This window comes from Pseudomonas sp. LBUM1651, from assembly GCF_059716135.1.
On sequence record NZ_CP166805.1, the window covers coordinates 2,183,326 to 2,202,493 of the forward strand.

Below are 19,168 nucleotides of genomic sequence, written 5' to 3' on the forward strand. Positions count from 1 at the left end.
ACGCACAAGGAGTGCGCTATGTATCGCTATGCTCAGAAACTGCACCAACTGCTCCGGAGTCTGCTGCTTTTGTCCCTGATTACCGCAACAAGCGCCCAGGCGGCGGAAAAGATCGACTTGATCATCGACACCGACCCGGGTGCCGATGACGTGGTGGCCTTGCTGTTCGCCCTGGCATCACCGGAAGAATTGAACATCCGCGCGCTGACCACTGTCGCCGGCAACGTGCGTCTGGACAAGACCTCGCGTAATGCGCGGCTGGCCCGCGAGTGGGCAGGGCGCGAAGAGGTGCCGGTGTATGCCGGTGCGCCGAAGCCGCTGATGCGCACGCCGATCTATGCGGAGAACATTCATGGCAAGGAGGGCCTGTCGGGCGTTACCGTACATGAACCGAAGAAAGGCCTGGCCAAGGGCAATGCGGTCAATTACCTGATCGATACCTTGAAAGCCGCCAAGCCTCACAGCATCACCATCGCCATGCTCGGTCCACAGACCAACCTGGCCCTGGCACTGATCCAGGAACCTGAAATCGTTCAGGGCATCAAGGAAGTGGTGATCATGGGCGGCGCGCACTTCAACGGTGGCAACATCACCCCGGTGGCTGAATTCAACCTGTTCGCTGACCCGCAGGCTGCGGAAGTGGTGTTGAAAAGTGGCGTCAAACTGACCTATCTACCGTTGGACGTGACCCACAAGATCCTCACCAGCGAGGCGCGCCTGAAGCAGATCGCCGCGCTGAACAACAACGCCAGCAAGTTAGTGGGCGATATTCTCAACGAATACGTCAAAGGTGACATGGAGCACTACGGTCTTCCGGGAGGTCCGGTGCATGACGCTACGGTCATTGCCTACCTGCTCAAGCCGGAGCTGTTCACGGGCCGTTCGGTCAATGTGGTGGTTGATAGCCGCGAGGGGCCGACGTTCGGTCAAACCATCGTCGACTGGTATGACGGCCTAAAAGCGCCGAAGAACGCTTTCTGGGTTGAAAGCGGCGACGCTCAGGGTTTCTTCGACCTGTTGACCCAGCGTCTGGCGCGTCTGAAGTAAGTTTCACGCCCGCAGGTGCCAGCCTGCGGGTTTCACTCCCTTTCGTTGTATTCGGCGCCCTTGTAGTCGGCCGGGTACTTCTCGAACACCTGCGCGATGAAGGATTGCGCTGCTTCAGTCCCCAACTCCTTGACCAATAGATCGATACCAATGATTGCCAACTCTTCCGGGCTGCCCGGGCTGTAGGAGCTATGACCTTGCGGCCATTTGGCTTTGATGTCGGCGTCGATGCTTACGGTGGTCATGATGGGGCTCGTGAATTCGGGAAAGTCTGAGTGTGAGTTAACCATTTTGCCGGACGTTTGGCACTCCGACTTAGGCATGAGAGGAGGGCTATGCGACACTTGGTCCTTGATGAATTTTACAAGGACAGCGCTGTGCAGATCGATTTGAACACTCCTGACGGCTTGACCCTTGAAGCGGTGCGCCAATTGCTGGCCAGTGCGAGCGATGATGAACACACTCAGTTGCGGGTCACCAAGGGCGGCATCGCATACATTTCATCGGGCGTCGTGGGCGGTACCGACATTGACGGTCTGCTGTTTCGTCTGGAGACGTGGGCCAAGGGTTCTGGGTATGTGGGATTGGTCGCGGCCAGTGACGAGGTTTGGGTCATGCAGATCTTTAATGCGCTGAAGGAGAATTGGCCTACACCACCGTTCGACTACATCGACATTTATTGAGTGCTGTTCATATTCAGTCACGATTGAGGGATGAACGGCTGGGAATGCTCAGGCAAACTCGCCGATTGTCCGGATCGAGGGTAGGGTGAAAGCGCTGCCTGTGAAACCAAACGCCAGATTGGCGGTCGCACGATCTCAGCTTAACTATTGAAAAAAGGAGGCTTCATGCCTTGGAAGCTCGCGTCATTGGGTACTTTGTTGGCCGCCAGTCTGCTGGCGGGTTGCAGCAGTACGTCCGCCGAGTCGGCAACAGACCCTGTCACGACGACTGATACCGGTCACAGCCGTTGCGAAGCAAAGGCTGCCGAATTCACCATTGGCAAAAAGGCTTCGCCTGAACTGCTGGAACAGGCGCGCATTCGCGCTGGCGCGCAAAATGCCCGTATCCTCAAGCCTAACGATATGGTGACCCTGGAGTACCGCTCCGATCGCCTGAACCTGAACACCGATAACAACCTGGTGATCACGCGCATCAACTGCGGCTGACACCGTCAGGCTTTTGCTTCACCCATAAAAAACCCCGTCACATGGACGGGGTTTTTTTAGTGCGCCTGGAAATTACTCTGGGCGAACTTGAGCAGCTTGCATACCCTTTTGGCCTTTCTCAGCCACGAAGGAAACGGTCTGGCCTTCTTTCAGGCTTTTGAAACCGTCGCTTTCGATAGCTTTGAAGTGTACGAACAGGTCGTCACCGCCACCTTGAGGAGTGATGAAGCCGAAGCCTTTTTCATCGTTGAACCATTTAACGGTGCCGGTTTGGCGATTAGACATGGTGTATCTCCAAGAAACATATATTTTCAGTAGTACTGTGCTGCTCAGGCCAACTGGGCACACCGGGGTATCATAGTCGAAATGTTCGCTTTGGGAGCCCCCCGGACGTGTTGTTTGCCCTACAGTCACGCTTTCTTTGTTGCTTGATTTGGCTGAAAGCCCCGTTTTAAAAGGCTTTCAGCCAAAAGTAAAGGCGATAAAAAAAGCTGTAAAACCTGCATAAATTGTACGAAAAAGTGCTTTTCAGGGGCTTTTCATCGGCTGTTGGGGCCTTCAAAGCGTCCTTTCGGGCTTATTTTTTCGCCTTGTTATCGGCCTTGCACGACGAAATCTGGGTCAGTGCTTTTTGTTTCAGCGCGTCGCTGGCCTTGTTGTCCATCAATGCCTGAATGTCGCTGGCCGGGTACGACTTGATCGCATCGGCGCCGCAAGCGCAGTGGGCTTTTGCCGCCGCTGCGCCAATCTGCGGAGTAGCGGCTTGGGTGCATTGAGCCATGTATTTATCGCGCTCGCCCTTCGGCCAATCGGCATGGGCGGCCAGCGGCAGCAACAGGACGATGGGGGCGACTACTGCGAACAAACGATTCAGACGCATGCTGGGATGCTCCTTGTGGGTCAATGTCTTGTTATCTGAGGGGTAAAGTAGGGTTCAAGTTCAGCACTCTGGCATAAAAACACTTGATTTGCCCCCGCAGAAAACCCGGCACCGCGACGACCGTTCATCTGTGCTAGCATGCCCCGCTCGGGTATTTGCAAGCTTCGGATGACCTTCAGTCCCGGCGGCGGCAGATGTTCGAATAACCCTGATTTGAATCCCAGTCACTCTGGTTCGGTTTTCCGGTTGGCCGCAAGGCTCCTGCCGCTGTAAGGCAGGCGTTCGTCATTGAATGGCCTGGACCGGATCTTGTACTGGCTCATCCCAACCCACGTGACCTTTGGTAGGGGTCACCACTAGGAGAGGAGGCGCCATGCCAACTATTACTCTTCCCGACGGCAGTCAACGTTCATTCGATCACCCGGTTTCCGTAGCCGAGGTCGCCGCATCCATCGGTGCAGGTCTGGCCAAGGCCACCGTGGCCGGCAAGGTCGATGGCAAGCTGGTCGACGCCAGTGACATCATCAGCGCCGACGCTACGCTGCAAATCATTACGCCAAAGGATGAAGAGGGGCTGGAGATCATTCGCCACTCTTGCGCCCACCTGGTTGGCCACGCGGTCAAGCAGCTGTACCCGACGGCCAAAATGGTCATCGGCCCGGTCATCGACGAAGGCTTCTATTACGACATCGCCTTCGAACGTCCTTTCACTCCGGACGACCTGGCCGCCATCGAACAGCGCATGCAGCAGCTGATCGAAAAAGATTACGACGTGATCAAGAAAGTCACTCCGCGCGCCGAAGTGATCGAAGTGTTCAAGGCCCGCGGCGAAGACTACAAGCTGCGCCTGGTCGAGGACATGCCGAACGAGCAGGCCATGGGCCTGTACTATCACGAAGAATACGTCGACATGTGCCGCGGTCCGCACGTGCCGAACACGCGTTTCCTGAAATCCTTCAAGCTGACCAAGTTGTCCGGCGCCTACTGGCGTGGCGATGCGAAGAACGAGCAATTGCAGCGCGTTTACGGCACCGCATGGGCTGACAAAAAGCAGCTGGCGGCTTACATCCAGCGCATCGAAGAAGCTGAAAAGCGCGATCACCGCAAGATTGGCAAGCGCCTGGGCCTGTTCCACACCCAGGAAGAGTCGCCGGGCATGGTGTTCTGGCACCCGAACGGCTGGACTCTGTACCAGGTGCTCGAGCAGTACATGCGCAAGGTTCAGCGCGACAACGGCTACCTGGAGATCAAGACTCCGCAAGTTGTTGACCGCAGCCTGTGGGAGAAATCCGGGCACTGGGCCAACTACGCCGACAACATGTTCACCACTCAGTCGGAAAACCGCGACTACGCCATCAAGCCGATGAACTGCCCTTGCCACGTGCAAGTGTTCAATCAGGGCCTGAAAAGCTACCGCGAGTTGCCGATGCGTCTGGCCGAATTCGGTGCCTGCCACCGTAACGAGCCATCGGGTGCGCTGCACGGCATCATGCGTGTGCGTGCGTTCACTCAGGATGACGCCCACATCTTCTGCACTGAAGAGCAGATGCAGGCCGAATCCGCCGCGTTCATCAAGCTGACCATGGACGTTTATGCCGACTTCGGTTTCAAAGAAGTCGAGATGAAGCTGTCCACTCGTCCGGAAAAACGCGTCGGCTCCGATGAATTGTGGGATCGCGCCGAAGCTGCATTGGCTGCAGCCCTTGACAGCGCTGGCCTGCCGTACGATCTGCAACCGGGCGAGGGTGCGTTCTACGGTCCGAAGATCGAGTTCTCGCTGAAAGATTGCCTCGGTCGCGTCTGGCAGTGTGGTACCCTGCAGCTCGATTTTAACCTGCCTGTCCGTCTGGGAGCCGAATACGTCTCCGAAGACAACAGTCGCAAGCACCCGGTGATGTTGCACCGGGCGATCCTCGGATCCTTCGAACGTTTCGTCGGCATCCTGATCGAGCACTACGAGGGTGCATTCCCTGCGTGGCTGGCTCCGACCCAGGCAGTGATCATGAACATCACTGACAAACAGGCCGATTTTGCCGCCGAGGTTGAAAAAACTCTCAACGAAAGCGGATTTCGTGCCAAGTCTGACTTGAGAAATGAAAAGATCGGCTTTAAAATCCGCGAGCATACTTTGCTCAAGGTTCCCTATCTCTTGGTTATCGGAGATCGGGAAGTCGAGATGCAGACTGTCGCTGTGCGTACTCGTGAAGGTGCTGACCTGGGCTCGATGCCCGTCGCCCAGTTCGCTGAGTTTCTCGCGCAAGCGGTTTCCCGGCGTGGTCGCCCAGATTCGGAGTAATTATTATTAAGCGTGAAATGAGACAAGATAAACGAGCTGCACCGAAAGCCCCGATCAACGAGAATATCTCGGCACGCGAGGTTCGGTTAATTGGGGCTGAAGGTGAACAGCTTGGGATTGTGTCAATTGAAGACGCGCTTCTTAAGGCTGAAGAGGCCAAGCTGGATTTGGTGGAAATTTCCGCCGATGCAGTACCCCCTGTTTGCAAACTGATGGACTACGGCAAATCGATCTTCGAGAAGAAGAAGCAGATTGCCGCGGCCAAGAAAAACCAGAAGCAGATTCAGGTTAAAGAAATCAAGTTTCGTCCAGGGACGGAGGAAGGGGATTACCAGGTAAAACTGCGCAACCTGGTACGTTTCCTGAGTGATGGGGACAGGGCCAAGGTATCCTTGCGATTCCGCGGCCGTGAGATGGCCCACCAGGAGCTGGGGATGGAACTCCTCAAGCGAGTTGAAGGTGACTTGCTCGAGTACGGTTCGGTCGAACAGCATCCTAAGATGGAAGGACGCCAGCTGATCATGGTCATCGCCCCGAAAAAGAAGAAGTAATCATCAGGGCACGGCAGGCCTTCTGATTATGTTTATCAACTGAATGCGGAGTATCCGAACATGCCAAAAATGAAAACGAAAAGTGGTGCTGCTAAGCGGTTTCTGAAAACTGCTAACGGTATCAAGCACAAGCACGCTTTCAAGAGCCACATCCTGACTAAAATGTCGACCAAGCGTAAGCGTCAACTGCGCGGTAGCAGCTTGCTGCATCCGTCTGACGTGGCAAAAGTCGAGCGCATGCTGCGCCTTCGTTAATTTTAGTCAAGAATAGAGGAAGTAACTCATGGCTCGTGTAAAGCGTGGCGTCATTGCCCGTAAACGTCACAAAAAAATTCTGAAACTTGCTAAAGGCTACTACGGCGCTCGCTCGCGCGTATTCCGTGTTGCCAAGCAAGCGGTAATCAAGGCAGGCCAATACGCCTACCGTGACCGTCGTCAGAAAAAACGTCAGTTCCGCGCTCTGTGGATCGCTCGTATCAACGCTGGTGCACGTATCAACGGTCTGTCCTACAGCCGTTTCATCGCCGGCCTGAAAAAAGCGTCCATCGAGATCGACCGTAAGGTTCTGGCTGATCTGGCAGTGAACGAAAAAGCGGCGTTTGCTGCGATTGTCGAGAAAGCTAAAGCCACCTTGGCTTAAGTACCCCCGACAGTCACCCGGCCTCACCTCTGTGGGGCCAGGTGTTAAACGTCATAAATAGGGGAAGAGCCTTCAAGCTCTTCCCCTATTTTGTATCTGGAGTCTGTACATGGAAAACCTGGATGCGCTCGTCTCTCAAGCACTAGAGGCTGTGCAAAGCGCTGAAGATATCAATGCCCTGGAGCAAATCCGGGTTCACTACCTTGGCAAAAAGGGTGAATTGACTCAGGTGATGAAGACCCTGGGGAATTTGCCGGCAGAAGAGCGTCCGCAAGTCGGCGCGCTGATCAACGTTGCCAAGGAGCGTGTCACAGAGGTTCTCAATGCCCGCAAGGCACTGTTTGAAGAGGCCGACCTGGCCGCCAAACTGTCTGCCGAGTCCATTGACGTGACCCTGCCTGGCCGTGGCCAGACCTCGGGTGGTCTGCATCCGGTTACTCGCACTCTGGAACGTATCGAACAGTTCTTCACCCACATCGGCTACGGCATCGCCGAAGGCCCTGAGGTCGAAGACGATTACCACAACTTCGAAGCGCTCAACATCCCAGGCCATCACCCGGCCCGGTCGATGCATGACACCTTCTATTTCAATGCCAACATGTTGCTGCGCACCCATACCTCGCCGGTACAGGTCCGCACCATGGAATCGAAGCAACCGCCGATCCGCATCGTCTGCCCAGGCCGTGTTTACCGCAGCGACTCCGATATCACCCACTCGCCGATGTTTCACCAGGTCGAAGGCCTGTTGGTCGACCGCGATATCAACTTCGCTGACCTGAAAGGCACCATCGAAGAGTTCCTGCGCGTGTTCTTTGAAAAAGAGCTGGCCGTGCGTTTCCGTCCTTCGTACTTCCCGTTCACCGAGCCATCCGCTGAAGTCGACATGGAATGCGTGATGTGCAGCGGCAAAGGCTGCCGTGTCTGCAAGCAGACTGGCTGGCTGGAAGTCATGGGCTGCGGCATGGTTCACCCGAACGTGCTGCGCATGTCCGGGATCGACCCGGAAGAGTTTTCGGGCTTTGCCTTCGGCATGGGCGTTGAGCGTCTGGCCATGCTGCGTTACGGCGTGAACGACTTGCGTCTGTTCTTCGACAACGACTTGCGGTTCCTCGCGCAATTTCGCTAGTCGTAACGAATTCTTAGGAGAGCAGGATGAAATTCAGTGAACAATGGCTGCGTGGCTGGGTAAGCCCGCAGGTAAGTCGCGACGAGCTGGTTGCTCGTCTGTCGATGGCCGGTCTTGAGGTCGATAGCGTTACGCCGGCCGCCGGTGAATTCAGTGGCGTGGTGGTGGGCGAGGTGCTGAGCACCGAGCAGCATCCGGACGCTGACAAGTTGCGTGTTTGCCAGGTCAGCAATGGCTCGGAGACTTTCCAGGTTGTGTGCGGTGCGCCAAACGTGCGCCCGGGTCTGAAGATCCCGTTCGCCATGATCGGTGCCGAACTGCCGGGCGACTTCAAAATCAAGAAAGCCAAGCTGCGTGGCGTTGAGTCCAACGGCATGCTGTGCTCGCAAGCCGAGCTGCAAATCGGCGAAGGCAATGATGGCCTGATGGAGTTGCCGGCCGATGCGCCGGTTGGCCAGGACATTCGTGAATACCTGAGCCTGGACGACGCCAGCATCGAGGTCGACCTGACCCCGAACCGCGGCGACTGCCTGTCCCTGGCCGGTCTGGCCCGTGAAGTCGGCGCGCTGTACGCCGCCGAAGTCACCCGCCCGGTCATCGCCACCGTTCCAGCCGCGCATGATGAAGTGCGTTCGGTTGAAGTGCTCGCGCCGGCCGCTTGCCCGCGTTACCTGGGTCGTGTGATCCGTAACGTTGATCTGGCCAAGCCTACGCCGCTGTGGATGGTCGAGCGTCTGCGTCGTGCCGAGGTGCGCAGCATCGACGCTGCCGTCGACATCACCAACTACGTGATGCTGGAACTGGGTCAACCGCTGCACGCGTTCGATCTCGCTGAAATCAATGGCGGCATCCGTGTGCGCATGGCCGAAGAAGGCGAGAAGCTGGTACTGCTCGACGGTCAGGAAGTCAGCCTGCGCAGCGATACGCTGGTGATCGCCGACCACACCCGCGCCTTGGCAATCGCCGGCGTCATGGGTGGCGAGCACAGCGGCGTCAATACCGCGACTACTCGCGACATTTTCCTTGAAAGTGCGTTCTTCGATCAGATTGCCGTTGCTGGCAAGGCTCGTTCCTACGGCCTGCACACCGACGCCTCGCACCGCTACGAGCGTGGCGTTGACTGGCAACTGGCCCGTGAAGCCATGGAGCGCGCCACTGGCCTGCTGCTGGAAATCACTGGCGGCGAAGCTGGCCCGATCATCGAAACCGTCAGCGAACAGCACCTGCCGAAGATCGCGCCGGTCACCCTACGTGCGCAGCGCATCACCCAGATGCTGGGCATGGAAATGGATTCGGCCGAAGTCGAGCGATTGATCAGTGGTTTGGGTCTGAAGATTTCTGCCGATGGGGCAGGGCAGTGGCGCGTTGAAGTGCCAAGCCATCGCTTCGACATCAGCCTCGAAGTTGACCTGATCGAAGAGCTGGCGCGTCTGTACGGTTACAACCGTCTGCCGGTTCGTTACCCGCAAGCTCGTCTGGCGCCGCAAGCCAAGGCTGAAGCGCGTAGCGACCTGCCTGAGTTGCGTCGCCTGCTGGTGGCCCGTGGTTATCAGGAAGCGATCACCTACAGCTTCATTGATCCGAAACAATTCGAGTTGTTTAATCCGGGTGTCGAGCCGCTCCTGCTGGCCAACCCGATTTCCAACGACATGGCGGCCATGCGCTCGTCCCTGTGGCCAGGTCTGGTCAAAGCGCTTCAGCACAACCTGAATCGTCAACAGGATCGCGTCCGTCTGTTCGAAAGCGGCCTGCGTTTCGTCGGTCAGCTGGAAGGCTTGAAGCAAGAGCCGATGCTGGCTGGCGTGGTGTGCGGTAGCCGTCTGCCGGAAGGCTGGGCGCAAGGTCGCGATGTCGTGGATTTCTTCGACGTCAAAGCCGATGTGGAAGCAGTACTGGGCTTCGCCGGTGCGCTGGATTCGTTCGCGTTCGTGCCGGGTAAACACCCAGCATTGCACCCGGGTCAGACCGCGCGCATAGAACGTGAAGGGCGTCTGGTCGGTTTCGTTGGTGCGATTCACCCTGAATTGTCGAAAACCCTCGGTCTCGACCGTCCAGTCTTCGTTTTCGAGCTGGTTCTGGCCGAAGTAGCATTGGGCAAAATGCCTAAATTCCAGGAGTTATCGCGCTTTCCTGAAGTGCGTCGTGATCTCGCGCTGATTGCCGAAAAAGACGTCGCGGCTAGCGCTGTACTGGACGTAATCCGTGAAAATGCAGGGGAATGGCTGACGGACCTCAGGCTATTTGACGTATATCAGGGTAAAGGCATTGATCCTGATAGAAAAAGCCTTGCAGTCGGCTTGACCTGGCAGCATCCATCGCGCACTCTTAATGACGATGAGGTGAATACCACGACGCAAAACATCCTCACCTCGCTCGAACAAAGGTTGAACGCCACGTTAAGGAAGTGACGTATGGGGGCTCTGACGAAAGCTGAAATGGCGGAACGTCTGTATGAAGAGCTGGGCCTGAATAAACGGGAGGCCAAGGAATTGGTCGAACTGTTTTTTGAAGAAATCAGGCACGCTCTTGAAGACAACGAACAAGTCAAATTGTCCGGTTTCGGCAATTTCGACCTTCGGGACAAACGCCAGCGGCCCGGCCGCAATCCGAAAACGGGTGAAGAAATCCCGATCACGGCTCGCCGTGTGGTTACCTTTCGTCCAGGGCAGAAGTTGAAGGCCCGAGTTGAGGCTTATGCTGGAACCAAGTCATAACGACGAGCTACCCGTCATCCCAGGCAAACGCTACTTCACCATCGGTGAAGTCAGCGAGCTGTGTGCGGTAAAACCGCACGTGCTGCGCTATTGGGAGCAGGAGTTTCCTCAACTCAACCCCGTCAAACGACGCGGAAACCGCCGGTATTATCAGCGACAAGACGTGCTGATGATCCGGCAGATCCGCGCACTCCTTTACGATCAAGGGTTCACCATCGGCGGCGCGCGCTTGCGTTTGTCCGGCGATGAAGCCAAAGACGACACCACTCAATACAAGCAGATGATTCGGCAGATGATTGCTGAGTTGGAAGATGTGCTGGTGGTGCTCAAGAAATAAAATCATGCGTTTGAATACTTCCAGTTTTCAAAAGCTTGCGATATATTCTTGAGCGTTCTTCGAGATGAAGAACGAGTTTCACGCCTAGTCGGGGCGTAGCGCAGTCCGGTAGCGCACTAGCATGGGGTGCTAGGGGTCGAGTGTTCGAATCACTCCGTCCCGACCATATAAATCAAGGGGTTGCGAGATTTTTTCTCGCGACCCCTTTTTATTTTTAGGTGTTTTTACCCCCACAAAACGACTGGCTCTCGGTGGAATCCTCACCTCATTTGGAGGAGATGGGCGCAAGATTCTGTAAGGCACGGCGCTGAAGTCGAATTGGATGCCGAGGAGCTTCAGGCTGTGGTACTTGGTTTGCCTTGGCAACGCGTCGGCGCCGGTGGCGTCATCTCGGTGCTCTAAGCCAGTGATAACCTCTAGCCCGCGCAATTGGCCCATCAGTCTGTTGTCGCCCTAGCTCTCTCTGGCAAAATCGGCGGCAAGACTTCGCTGCAAATCTCGACAATCTGAACCCTGAAGAACTGCGCGCCCTGACGGCGCAGTTGATGCAGCGCGTCGAGACGATGGACAAGCAGATCAACCATCACAAATCGGTCAAAGAGAAACTGGCCCACTAGATCACGCTGCTCAATCGCTTCAAATTTGCCAAGCGCAGCAAGTAATTAAGCCCGGATCAGGCCAACTTGCTCGACGACTTGATCGACACCGATATCGCCGCTATTGAAGCTGAACTTGAGGCGCTGCAACCGGCAGCAGTCGAAGCCAAAGTTCGCCAGCAGCCCAAGCGCGCGGCGCTGCCACCGCAGTTTCCTCGTACGCTGATCGATAACAGCCACTGCCAGTGCGGCTGCGCCGTTAAGCGCATCGGTGAAGATGCCAGCGAAAAGCTCAACTACACGCCCGGCGTCTTCACCGTCAAACGCCATATCCGCGGGAAAAGGGCATGTGAACAGTGTGAAACACTGATCCAGGCGCCAGTACCGGTGCATGTCATCGGCAAGGGCATACTGACGGCGGGCCTGCTGGCCCGTCATTGCTCAATAGGATTCTCACCAGACCCGACGAGCTTGAGAGCTCACTTACTGGTGTATTTCAGTGACAGACATGGTGAAGACCAGCCGGGATCTACCTGCATTGGCGTAGGAGTGTGGAACGTCCGTTTTTGCCACTGCGGAGCTTCCAGCAGGGATGACTAATTCGGTTTCCCCGACAACACATTTCAGTGTCCCTTTCTCCACATGGAACAATTCAAGTGTGCCCTGAGGGTGTCCTTGTGACGAAAAGGATTCACCTGGGAACATTTCCCAACGCCACAACTCAATCATGTTGGGCCCTGTCGTTCCTGCAAGAAGCCGGGCTGTCCCACCCAGATCACCGGTCCAGAGAGTAGGGATCTCCTGACTGTCGATAATGTGGGCAGCAGGGGCGTCCGTCACATTGACGATGTCTGCAACAGAAAGCCCCAACGCTGCGGCGATTTTGCAAAGGATGCCAATGCTCGGGTTAGCCGTACATTTCTCAATTTCGACGACCATTCCTTTACTCACGCCTGAGCGACGGGATAGCTCATCCAGCGTGATTTTCTGATTCTTTCGTGCCTGTTTGAGCGTGCGCGCAACTGCCAGGCTCACAGTCTGAGCATCAGCGCCAGGCGCGGTCGATATACCGGTATTTATGGTCATTGTTGATGATCATGAGAAAAAGATGAAAGGGATTCTCGACGCTTGCCGCTAGTGTCGTCAATCTGCTCGGTAGTTATGTCTGATCAGCTAGGTCGATATATTGACTTTTTTGGTCGCCAGTGGCTAGCATGAAACGACATGTGGATCACTGGAGATTTTTGATGCTGTCCGTACTACCGTTAATTGACCAAACAGTTGCAGAGCTGGCACCGGGCTTCAGGGCGCTGAGCATCGTAGTGCGGGCTGCGCCCCTCACCAACCCTGGCGTTGCTCAAGAGGCCTTGGATCGCGCTTGCCTGTCAGTGTTGTCAGATGGACCCGGCTGGGGAGAAGCCCATCTGGCAGCATGGGCAGAGACCTTTCGAAAATTCGGGGCTAAGCCGCAACGTACGCCTTGCTCAGCTGAAGCATTGCGCAAGCGTGTTCTGCGAGACGGCAGCTTACCGAGCCTGGATCCCATCGTTGACCTCTACAATGCCATCAGTATCGAGTACGCGATCCCTGTAGGCGGGGAAAATATAGAAGCCTATGTGGGCGCGCCGCGGCTCGTCGTCGCAGGCGGTACCGAGCCTTTTGACACCATGAAAGAAGGTGCTCCAGCTTACGAGTATCCAGACGCCGGCGAAGTGGTATGGCGTGACGACATTGGCGTGACATGCCGTCGTTGGAATTGGCGGCAAGGTGTCAGAACACGACTGAGTGCAGATGCAAAGCACATGTGGTTCATTCTGGAAAGTTTGCCGGCGATGCCTCTCGAAGCGCTGACGGAAGCAGGTGACAAGCTTATCGAAGGCCTGCAACTGATGATGCCAGGCGTTCAGATTGAGAGCTCACTGATTGGTCCTGGAGCTAATCAGTCCATAGACGAAACCATGGAGTCATGAATGATATTTACCGGCCTTAGCGCATTTCCCTTGACGCCTATGAATGAGCAAGGTGTGGATGAAAACGCATTTACTCGTCTCGTTGAGCAACTGGCAGCCGCCAATGTCGACTCCATCGGTGCACTCGGTTCTACCGGTAGCTATGCGTATCTTTCTCGGGCTGAGCGGACTCGAGTTGCGCAGTTGGTAGTAGAGGCAGCGGGCAATGTGCCTGTTATGGTCAGCATTGGATCGCTACGCACGCGCGACGTGCTATTGCTGGCCGAGGAGGCACAAAAAGTGGGGGTCAAAGCCTTGCTGCTACCGCCGGTTTCGTATCAGAAGCTATGTGCGGAAGATGTTTTTTCGTTGTATGAAACGGTCTCGGCTAACGTCTCAGTTCCGCTATGTGTCTATGACAATCCCGGCACCACTCATTTTGAATTTACTGACGAGCTACACGGGCGCATTGCCGAGCTGCCGCATGTGAGCTCAATCAAAATCCCGGGCGTTCCCGAGGCTCCCCATCTTGCCAAGGCACGTGTGGAGCGTCTTCGAGGGCTGATTCCAAGTCACGTTACGATAGGCGTGAGTGGTGATGTCTTTGCAGCTGTGGGCATGAATGCTGGCTGTGAGGCTTGGTACTCCGTCATAGGAGGGCTTTTCCCCAGGACAGCGCTAGCGATTACACGAGCAGCATTGTCAGGTGATGCCCAAGAGGCTACACGTCTTTCTGAGCGCTTAAAGCCACTCTGGGCTTTGTTCAGGCAATTTGGCGGCAGCTTTCGTGTCGTGGCGACTGCCGCAGAGCTTCGTGGATTTACCCAGCATCCAAGCGTGCCCCTGCCGCTCCGAACGATAAGTGGTGAAGGGCGTAAGCAAATTGCCGCGGTGATCGACGAGCTCGAACTGAACTGAGCCTGGCTTCTTACGTAGAAGGAGGACGCCTGCCCACCATGTTCCATGAGGCAGGCGAACAGGTTTCTAGCGTTTCAAAAACGTTGTGAAGTGGTCCGATCGCTTGGGGGCTTCAGTAAGTCAGACGTCTTGTTGCGGTACCGGAGGGGCGACCTCCAATGATGCAACTGAAGTCGCCGGATTGCTTCCTGTAGACAAGCAGTAATCGGCAACAGGCTGACATTGGCGGGTGCTTGGGAGGCTACTGCACCTGTGCGTGATCGATAATCCGTGAGTTTGAGTGTCAGAACGAACTCATAGGGGCGCGCGAGACCACCCTCACAAAGTTAAAGCGGCAGTCCACTGGTATCGCCCTCTTACCAAAGCCCCCCCTGAACCGAATTCGGCCTAGGCTGTCCGTTCCATACGGTGAAATTCTGACGAGTAAGGGGAAGACGATTGAACGTGAATTGGGACGGAATGTTGCCAATCGACGGAACGGTGGTCGTCATTGAGGATGACCCCCCCCTTCGTTCATTGATGACGGACATCTTGAGTGAGGTTGGCGCAAAGACTCTTACATTCGTAACAGCGGACGACGCGCTGACTCACCTTCTAGAAAGCCGTGTTCCATGCCCGCTCGTGATCGTGGATCAGGGCCTGCCGGGGCAGATTCAAGGCATCGAATTTATCGAGTTGGTCCAAAGCAAATGGCCTACGACCGGTTCCATTCTCACCTCCGGATATCTGATCGATGCTACCCAGGTGCCGACTTCTACGATTTATCTGCATAAGCCGTGGTCACTGGATGACCTAGTTATCGCGGTCGCTACCGTGCTTCAACCTGACCATCCGATATCTAAAACCACTGATTCAGTAGATTGATTCGCAGGCATTCCCATGAGTGAGAAGTGCTTTATCGGTCTCCTTTTGATGTTGAGTTCTATATGGATCGCCATCGTTTGGGGGGGGACGTATTGGCTGTCCTGAACTCCGCCATTAAAGGACGAGCTGTGCAAGGCATCAAATCTCATCGGTCCCGCAGCAAAGCGGTGTAATCGTCAGTTTTTTCGTTCGCCTGTCTCCTGGTTTCGCGTACAGGGGTGAGGCTATTTCTGCGTGAATGCCGTACGCATTACATAACTCGCATATGTAATTTTCCGAATATCTCTAAAGCGTTCTGCCAAGTGAATCGCCTGCTAACCCAGAAAATATGGGCATTTAGCCGGTTCTGCTCGGCATAAGTTGGGCTATCGCGGAATCATTCTGTCGCAGAAGCTTTATCTTCTATACGGAAAAACATATATTCGGTAGGCCGCATGTGAGCTGAGGCTTCACAATGACCAGCAAAGCCCGTGTCCTATTCGTCTGTACCGCCAACGCTGCACGCTCTCAGTTGGCCCAAGCGTTGCTGAGGCATACCGCCTCGGAGCATTTCGAGGCGGTCAGCGCCGGCACAGCTCCGACTCAGGTAGACCTGCGCACCTTTGAGGCGCTTTCCCACATCGGTGTGAGCGCTGAAGGATTACGTAGCAAGTCGATAGACGAGTTTCGTGGTGAACGTTTCGATTACGTCATCACCTTGTGTGATAAAGCCGCAGCGGAATGCCAGTCGTTACCGGGAGCTGGCGAGGCATTGGCCTGGAGTTTTGAAGATCCGGCGACCAGCACCAAACCCGATGCATTCCGTCACACCCTTCACGAAATTCATGAGCGCATCAAGATGTTCGTCTTGGTCAAAAACAAACACTGAGAAACGATATGGCTGACCATCTGACACCGACCACAGTTTTCAAATGCCTGGCTGACGACACTCGGGTCCGCACGATGATGCTTATCACCCGTGAAGGAGAGCTATGTGTTTGCGAGCTGACCTGCGCGTTGAATGAGAGTCAGCCAAAAGTCTCCAGACACCTGGCGCAGCTGCGCAGTTGCGGTTTGCTGTCGGACCGTCGGCAAGGCCAATGGGTGTATTACCGACTGCACCCAAATCTCCCAGACTGGGTCCATCAAGTACTGACCACTGTGCTGGAAAGCAACAAGCATTGGTTGAGCCCTGACGCCAAACGCCTTGATGAAATGGGCGACCGTCCTGAGCGGGCACTCGCCTGCTGTGAAAGCTAGATCGCCTGATTCCGCCTTCGACTACGAGATCGCTCGATGAAAATCCTGTTCCTCTGCACTGCCCATAGCTGCCGCAGCATCCTCTGTGAAGCAGTCTTCAATCACTTGGCACCGGAAGGCATGAAAGCCTACAGCGCGGGCAGTCAACCCAAAGGCGAAGTGCATCCGCTGAGTCTCAAGACGCTGGAAAACGCTGGTATGTCGACGCTCGGCCTGTTCAGTAAGTCCAGCGATGTCCATGTGAACTTGGCACCTGATTTGGTCATCACGGTGTGCGACAAGGCTGCCGGTGAGGCCTGCCCGGTATTTTTTGGACCCGCCACCAAAGCCCACTGGGGTCTGGTTGACCCTTCGGAATACCACGGGACTCAAGAAGAGATCGAGGCGGCTTTTGAAGCCACCTTGGAGCAGATCAAAACCCGTATTGAAGCTTTCTTGGCTTTACCGCTTTCCCAACTGAGCACCGAACAGCTCAAGGCACAGCTGGCCCTGATTGGCACGCTGTAACCACAGGAGCAATGACCATGAGTAAAAGCCGCCTTTCATTCCTGGACCGTTACCTGACCCTCTGGATTTTTCTCGCCATGGCCTTGGGTATCGGTTTGGGGAGCCTGTTCGAAGGCTGGCCGCAGTGGCTCAACAGTCTTTCTGTGGGCACAACTAACATCCCCATCGCTATCGGCTTGATCGTGATGATGTATCCGCCTTTGGCCAAGGTTCGTTATGAGGAACTGCCGGAAGTCTTCAAGGACAAACGCATCCTCGTTTTGTCTTTGGTACAGAACTGGGTCATCGGCCCGGTGTTGATGTTCGCTCTGGCGATCATCTTCTTGCGGGACCAGCCGGAATACATGACGGGCCTGATCCTGATCGGCTTGGCGCGTTGCATCGCGATGGTGCTGGTCTGGAATCAGATCGCGGGCGGTAACAATCAGTACGTCGCCGGATTGGTGGCGTTCAACAGCATCTTCCAGATCCTGTTTTTCAGCGTGTATGCCTGGGTCTTCCTTGGGCTATTGCCTCCGTTGTTCGGGCTGGAAGGCAGTGTGATTGAGACCAGCTTTGTCAGCATTGCCGAGTCGGTGTTGATCTACCTGGGTGTGCCATTCCTGGCGGGCTTTCTGACCCGCAAGATCCTCATCGCCCGTAAAGGTGAAGCCTGGTTTCAGGAATCCTTCATTCTAAAGATCAACCCGCTGACACTGGTGGCACTGCTGTTGACTATCGTGGCCATGTTCAGCCTCAAGGGTGACGTGGTGCTGCAATTGCCATTGGATGTATTGCGCATCGCGATCCCCCTGACGATCTACTTCGTGGTGATGTTCCTCATCAGCTTCTGGATGGGAAAATTGCTCAAGGCTGACTATCCGCGCACCACCGCACTGGCTTTCACGGCCGCGAGCAACAACTTCGAACTGGCGATTGCCGTGGCCATTGCCACCTTCGGTCTGGCTTCCCCGGTCGCTTTCGCCACGGTGATTGGTCCGCTGGTGGAAGTGCCGGTGCTTATTTCTCTGGTCGGTGTTGCCCTCTGGTTGAAACGCCGCTGGTTCGATGAACCCAAGAGCGCCGTTGCGCAGGACAAAGACTATGTTTGATGACCCTATCCCCCAACTCGATACCGAACTGGTTGATCTCCCATCGACAGACAAACTCGGTATCGAAAAGACCTCCATCCATAAGCCGCGCATTTTGCTGCTGTACGGATCGACCCGTGAGCGCTCCTTCAGTCGCCTGTTGGTCGAGGAAGCCGCTCGACTGCTGGAGCACTTCGGCGCCGAGGCGCGGGTTTTCAATCCGTCAGGTTTGCCGCTGCCAGATGACGCTCCCGACGATCATCCGCGTGTGAAGGAACTGCGCGAGCTGATGCTGTGGTCCGAGGGGCAGGTCTGGTGTTCTCCAGAACGTCACGGTTCCATGAGCGCAGTGTTCAAGGCGCAGATCGACTGGGTGCCACTCGCGATGGGTGCGGTACGCCCGACCCAGGGCAAAACCCTCGCCGTCATGCAGGTGTGCGGTGGCTCGCAGTCGTTCAACGTGGTCAATCAGCTGCGAGTGCTGGGACGTTGGATGCGCATGTTCACCATCCCCAACCAATCCTCCGTGCCGAAGGCCTATATGGAGTTCGACGATAACGGCCGGATGAAACCTTCTCCATTCTACGACCGTGTCGTTGATGTGATGGAGGAGTTGGTGAAATTCACACTGCTGCTTCGCGACCGTCAGGACTATCTGGTAGATCGTTATTCCGAGCGCAAGGAATCGGCGCAAGAACTCATGAAACGTGTCAATCAGCGCTCTATCTGAGGATTTTTCACTGTGCAACAACACCCATATTCCGTAATGCCCTTGGCACAGTTCAATGGCCAATTGATCTTCACCCCGTGCCCAGGCACGAAGGGCACCCGACCTTTCGAGGCATTGCAAACCCTTAAGGATGCAGGCACATCGGCGTTGCTGACGCTGATGCCGACAGAAGAGTTGCTTCAGAACGAGATCGACCTGCTGCCCGAAGAGTGCCAGATGCTCGGCATCGAGTGGTTTCACCTGCCAGTGGATGATGACCAAGCTCCTGGCGAAGCATTCAAGGCCGCATGGGAACAGCACCATCCACGACTCAAGCAGCTGCTGATCGAAGGGAAAACCATCGCCATCCATTGCAAGGGCGGCTCGGGCCGTACCGGTTTGGTCGCTGCTCAACTGTTGATCGAGAGCGGTGTGCCATTCAGCGATGCCATCCGCGATGTTCAGTCGTTGCGTCCGCGCGCCATTCAGCACCCTGCCCATATCGAATACATCGGCCAGTTCGACTCCCAGTCGAACTCCCACTGACAACAGATAC

24 protein-coding genes, 1 tRNA gene and 1 pseudogene are annotated in these 19,168 nt (G+C 55.7%); 22 read left to right on the forward strand and 4 right to left on the reverse strand.

What is annotated here, in order from left to right; translation table 11 throughout:
* Positions 1-18: 18 nt before the first annotated feature.
* Positions 19-1,047 carry a nucleoside hydrolase gene (locus ACA066_RS10085; RefSeq protein WP_497699072.1) on the forward strand — a complete coding sequence of 343 codons (1,029 nt, stop codon included), beginning with the start codon at positions 19-21 and terminating at the stop codon, positions 1,045-1,047.
* A gap of 32 nt (positions 1,048-1,079) precedes the next feature.
* Here the strand turns inward: ACA066_RS10085 and ACA066_RS10090 are convergent, their stop codons facing one another.
* Complete coding sequence (locus ACA066_RS10090; protein ID WP_033061806.1) at positions 1,080-1,292, reverse strand: hypothetical protein; 213 nt, start codon at positions 1,290-1,292, stop codon at positions 1,080-1,082.
* Between the two features lie 132 nt (positions 1,293-1,424).
* Here ACA066_RS10090 and ACA066_RS10095 point away from each other — a divergent pair, with 132 nt between their 5' ends.
* Both ACA066_RS10095 and ACA066_RS10100 read left to right on the forward strand, forming a co-directional pair.
* On the forward strand, positions 1,425-1,730 hold the full coding sequence (locus ACA066_RS10095; protein ID WP_084318055.1) for a hypothetical protein: 306 nt from the start codon (positions 1,425-1,427) through the stop codon (positions 1,728-1,730).
* Positions 1,731-1,895: 165 nt separating this feature from the next.
* Positions 1,896-2,216, forward strand: coding sequence for an I78 family peptidase inhibitor (locus ACA066_RS10100; RefSeq protein WP_497699073.1), 321 nt, complete (start codon positions 1,896-1,898; stop codon positions 2,214-2,216).
* A gap of 72 nt (positions 2,217-2,288) precedes the next feature.
* On the opposite strand, the gene ACA066_RS10105 is transcribed toward ACA066_RS10100, so the two are convergent.
* Complete coding sequence (locus ACA066_RS10105) at positions 2,289-2,501, reverse strand: cold-shock protein (RefSeq protein WP_003179963.1); 213 nt, start codon at positions 2,499-2,501, stop codon at positions 2,289-2,291.
* A gap of 292 nt (positions 2,502-2,793) precedes the next feature.
* Complete coding sequence (locus tag ACA066_RS10110; protein WP_497699074.1) at positions 2,794-3,096, reverse strand: hypothetical protein; 303 nt, start codon at positions 3,094-3,096, stop codon at positions 2,794-2,796.
* 373 nt (positions 3,097-3,469) lie between these two features.
* Here ACA066_RS10110 and thrS point away from each other — a divergent pair, with 373 nt between their 5' ends.
* The 10 genes and pseudogenes from thrS to ACA066_RS10160 form a co-directional block, all read left to right on the forward strand.
* Complete coding sequence (thrS, locus tag ACA066_RS10115) at positions 3,470-5,392, forward strand: threonine--tRNA ligase (protein WP_214382145.1); 1,923 nt, start codon at positions 3,470-3,472, stop codon at positions 5,390-5,392.
* Positions 5,392-5,943: a translation initiation factor IF-3 gene (gene infC / locus ACA066_RS10120; protein ID WP_172435341.1), complete on the forward strand. Its 552-nt coding sequence runs from the start codon at positions 5,392-5,394 to the stop codon at positions 5,941-5,943. The genes thrS and infC overlap by 1 nt, the downstream gene beginning before the upstream one ends.
* A gap of 60 nt (positions 5,944-6,003) precedes the next feature.
* Entirely contained in the window at positions 6,004-6,198 is a 195-nt protein-coding gene (gene rpmI / locus ACA066_RS10125) for a 50S ribosomal protein L35 (protein WP_002553160.1), read from the forward strand.
* A gap of 28 nt (positions 6,199-6,226) precedes the next feature.
* Positions 6,227-6,583 carry a 50S ribosomal protein L20 gene (gene rplT, locus ACA066_RS10130; RefSeq protein ID WP_007905879.1) on the forward strand — a complete coding sequence of 119 codons (357 nt, stop codon included), beginning with the start codon at positions 6,227-6,229 and terminating at the stop codon, positions 6,581-6,583.
* Between the two features lie 109 nt (positions 6,584-6,692).
* Positions 6,693-7,709, forward strand: a complete 1,017-nt coding sequence (gene pheS / locus ACA066_RS10135; RefSeq protein WP_007905876.1) for a phenylalanine--tRNA ligase subunit alpha — start codon at positions 6,693-6,695, stop codon at positions 7,707-7,709.
* 26 nt (positions 7,710-7,735) lie between these two features.
* Positions 7,736-10,117: a phenylalanine--tRNA ligase subunit beta gene (gene pheT / locus ACA066_RS10140; RefSeq protein WP_497699075.1), complete on the forward strand. Its 2,382-nt coding sequence runs from the start codon at positions 7,736-7,738 to the stop codon at positions 10,115-10,117.
* Positions 10,118-10,120: 3 nt separating this feature from the next.
* Positions 10,121-10,423 (forward strand): integration host factor subunit alpha, encoded by a 303-nt coding sequence (gene ihfA, locus ACA066_RS10145; RefSeq protein ID WP_002553164.1) that lies wholly within the window; start codon positions 10,121-10,123, stop codon positions 10,421-10,423.
* On the forward strand, positions 10,404-10,760 hold the full coding sequence (locus ACA066_RS10150; RefSeq protein ID WP_003179985.1) for a MerR family transcriptional regulator: 357 nt from the start codon (positions 10,404-10,406) through the stop codon (positions 10,758-10,760). The genes ihfA and ACA066_RS10150 overlap by 20 nt, the downstream gene beginning before the upstream one ends.
* Positions 10,761-10,849: 89 nt before the next feature.
* Positions 10,850-10,926 (forward strand) — tRNA-Pro (locus tag ACA066_RS10155).
* A gap of 340 nt (positions 10,927-11,266) precedes the next feature.
* Positions 11,267-11,788: pseudogene (locus tag ACA066_RS10160) on the forward strand (IS66 family transposase zinc-finger binding domain-containing protein); the annotation flags it as partial.
* A gap of 51 nt (positions 11,789-11,839) precedes the next feature.
* On the opposite strand, the gene ACA066_RS10165 reads toward ACA066_RS10160, so the two are convergent.
* The gene (locus ACA066_RS10165; protein ID WP_095129276.1) at positions 11,840-12,442 is read right to left on the reverse strand and encodes an XRE family transcriptional regulator; all 603 of its coding nucleotides are present in this window, start codon (positions 12,440-12,442) and stop codon (positions 11,840-11,842) included.
* Between the two features lie 161 nt (positions 12,443-12,603).
* Here ACA066_RS10165 and ACA066_RS10170 point away from each other — a divergent pair, with 161 nt between their 5' ends.
* The 9 genes from ACA066_RS10170 to ACA066_RS10210 all read left to right on the forward strand — a co-directional run bounded on the left by ACA066_RS10170 (position 12,604) and on the right by ACA066_RS10210 (position 19,158).
* A complete protein-coding gene (locus ACA066_RS10170; protein WP_497699843.1) occupies positions 12,604-13,326 on the forward strand; it encodes a B3/B4 domain-containing protein in 723 nt (240 codons plus the stop codon).
* Positions 13,327-14,223: a dihydrodipicolinate synthase family protein gene (locus ACA066_RS10175; protein ID WP_497699076.1), complete on the forward strand. Its 897-nt coding sequence runs from the start codon at positions 13,327-13,329 to the stop codon at positions 14,221-14,223.
* Positions 14,224-14,667: 444 nt separating this feature from the next.
* Positions 14,668-15,087, forward strand: coding sequence for a response regulator (locus ACA066_RS10180; protein ID WP_497699844.1), 420 nt, complete (start codon positions 14,668-14,670; stop codon positions 15,085-15,087).
* Between the two features lie 454 nt (positions 15,088-15,541).
* A complete protein-coding gene (locus tag ACA066_RS10185; RefSeq protein WP_497699077.1) occupies positions 15,542-15,955 on the forward strand; it encodes an arsenate reductase ArsC in 414 nt (137 codons plus the stop codon).
* Positions 15,956-15,963: 8 nt separating this feature from the next.
* Positions 15,964-16,326 carry a metalloregulator ArsR/SmtB family transcription factor gene (locus ACA066_RS10190; RefSeq protein WP_030131004.1) on the forward strand — a complete coding sequence of 121 codons (363 nt, stop codon included), beginning with the start codon at positions 15,964-15,966 and terminating at the stop codon, positions 16,324-16,326.
* Between the two features lie 36 nt (positions 16,327-16,362).
* Positions 16,363-16,833: an arsenate reductase ArsC gene (locus ACA066_RS10195; protein ID WP_497699078.1), complete on the forward strand. Its 471-nt coding sequence runs from the start codon at positions 16,363-16,365 to the stop codon at positions 16,831-16,833.
* A 17-nt stretch (positions 16,834-16,850) separates the two neighbouring features.
* A complete protein-coding gene (gene arsB, locus ACA066_RS10200) occupies positions 16,851-17,924 on the forward strand; it encodes an ACR3 family arsenite efflux transporter (protein WP_497699079.1) in 1,074 nt (357 codons plus the stop codon).
* A complete protein-coding gene (gene arsH / locus ACA066_RS10205; RefSeq protein ID WP_497699080.1) occupies positions 17,917-18,633 on the forward strand; it encodes an arsenical resistance protein ArsH in 717 nt (238 codons plus the stop codon). Before arsB ends, arsH begins: the two co-directional genes overlap by 8 nt.
* Positions 18,634-18,645: 12 nt before the next feature.
* The gene (locus ACA066_RS10210) at positions 18,646-19,158 is read left to right on the forward strand and encodes a phosphatase domain-containing putative toxin (RefSeq protein ID WP_497699081.1); all 513 of its coding nucleotides are present in this window, start codon (positions 18,646-18,648) and stop codon (positions 19,156-19,158) included.
* The last annotated feature ends 10 nt before the right edge of the window (positions 19,159-19,168 follow it).

Excerpts from the sequence above, each read along its gene's own strand:
- ACA066_RS10085 (WP_497699072.1), top strand. The coding sequence starts at position 19 with ATGTATCGCTATGCTCAGAAACTGCACCAACTGCTCCGGAGTCTGCTG.
- ACA066_RS10090 (WP_033061806.1), bottom strand. The coding sequence starts at position 1,292 with ATGACCACCGTAAGCATCGACGCCGACATCAAAGCCAAATGGCCGCAA.
- ACA066_RS10100 (WP_497699073.1), top strand. The coding sequence starts at position 1,896 with ATGCCTTGGAAGCTCGCGTCATTGGGTACTTTGTTGGCCGCCAGTCTG.
- ACA066_RS10105 (WP_003179963.1), bottom strand. The coding sequence starts at position 2,501 with ATGTCTAATCGCCAAACCGGCACCGTTAAATGGTTCAACGATGAAAAA.
- ACA066_RS10110 (WP_497699074.1), bottom strand. The coding sequence starts at position 3,096 with ATGCGTCTGAATCGTTTGTTCGCAGTAGTCGCCCCCATCGTCCTGTTG.
- thrS (WP_214382145.1), top strand. The coding sequence starts at position 3,470 with ATGCCAACTATTACTCTTCCCGACGGCAGTCAACGTTCATTCGATCAC.
- rpmI (WP_002553160.1), top strand. The coding sequence starts at position 6,004 with ATGCCAAAAATGAAAACGAAAAGTGGTGCTGCTAAGCGGTTTCTGAAA.
- rplT (WP_007905879.1), top strand. The coding sequence starts at position 6,227 with ATGGCTCGTGTAAAGCGTGGCGTCATTGCCCGTAAACGTCACAAAAAA.
- pheS (WP_007905876.1), top strand. The coding sequence starts at position 6,693 with ATGGAAAACCTGGATGCGCTCGTCTCTCAAGCACTAGAGGCTGTGCAA.
- pheT (WP_497699075.1), top strand. The coding sequence starts at position 7,736 with ATGAAATTCAGTGAACAATGGCTGCGTGGCTGGGTAAGCCCGCAGGTA.
- ihfA (WP_002553164.1), top strand. The coding sequence starts at position 10,121 with ATGGGGGCTCTGACGAAAGCTGAAATGGCGGAACGTCTGTATGAAGAG.
- ACA066_RS10150 (WP_003179985.1), top strand. The coding sequence starts at position 10,404 with ATGCTGGAACCAAGTCATAACGACGAGCTACCCGTCATCCCAGGCAAA.
- ACA066_RS10165 (WP_095129276.1), bottom strand. The coding sequence starts at position 12,442 with ATGACCATAAATACCGGTATATCGACCGCGCCTGGCGCTGATGCTCAG.
- ACA066_RS10170 (WP_497699843.1), top strand. The coding sequence starts at position 12,604 with ATGCTGTCCGTACTACCGTTAATTGACCAAACAGTTGCAGAGCTGGCA.
- ACA066_RS10175 (WP_497699076.1), top strand. The coding sequence starts at position 13,327 with ATGATATTTACCGGCCTTAGCGCATTTCCCTTGACGCCTATGAATGAG.
- ACA066_RS10185 (WP_497699077.1), top strand. The coding sequence starts at position 15,542 with ATGACCAGCAAAGCCCGTGTCCTATTCGTCTGTACCGCCAACGCTGCA.
- ACA066_RS10190 (WP_030131004.1), top strand. The coding sequence starts at position 15,964 with ATGGCTGACCATCTGACACCGACCACAGTTTTCAAATGCCTGGCTGAC.
- ACA066_RS10195 (WP_497699078.1), top strand. The coding sequence starts at position 16,363 with ATGAAAATCCTGTTCCTCTGCACTGCCCATAGCTGCCGCAGCATCCTC.
- arsB (WP_497699079.1), top strand. The coding sequence starts at position 16,851 with ATGAGTAAAAGCCGCCTTTCATTCCTGGACCGTTACCTGACCCTCTGG.
- arsH (WP_497699080.1), top strand. The coding sequence starts at position 17,917 with ATGTTTGATGACCCTATCCCCCAACTCGATACCGAACTGGTTGATCTC.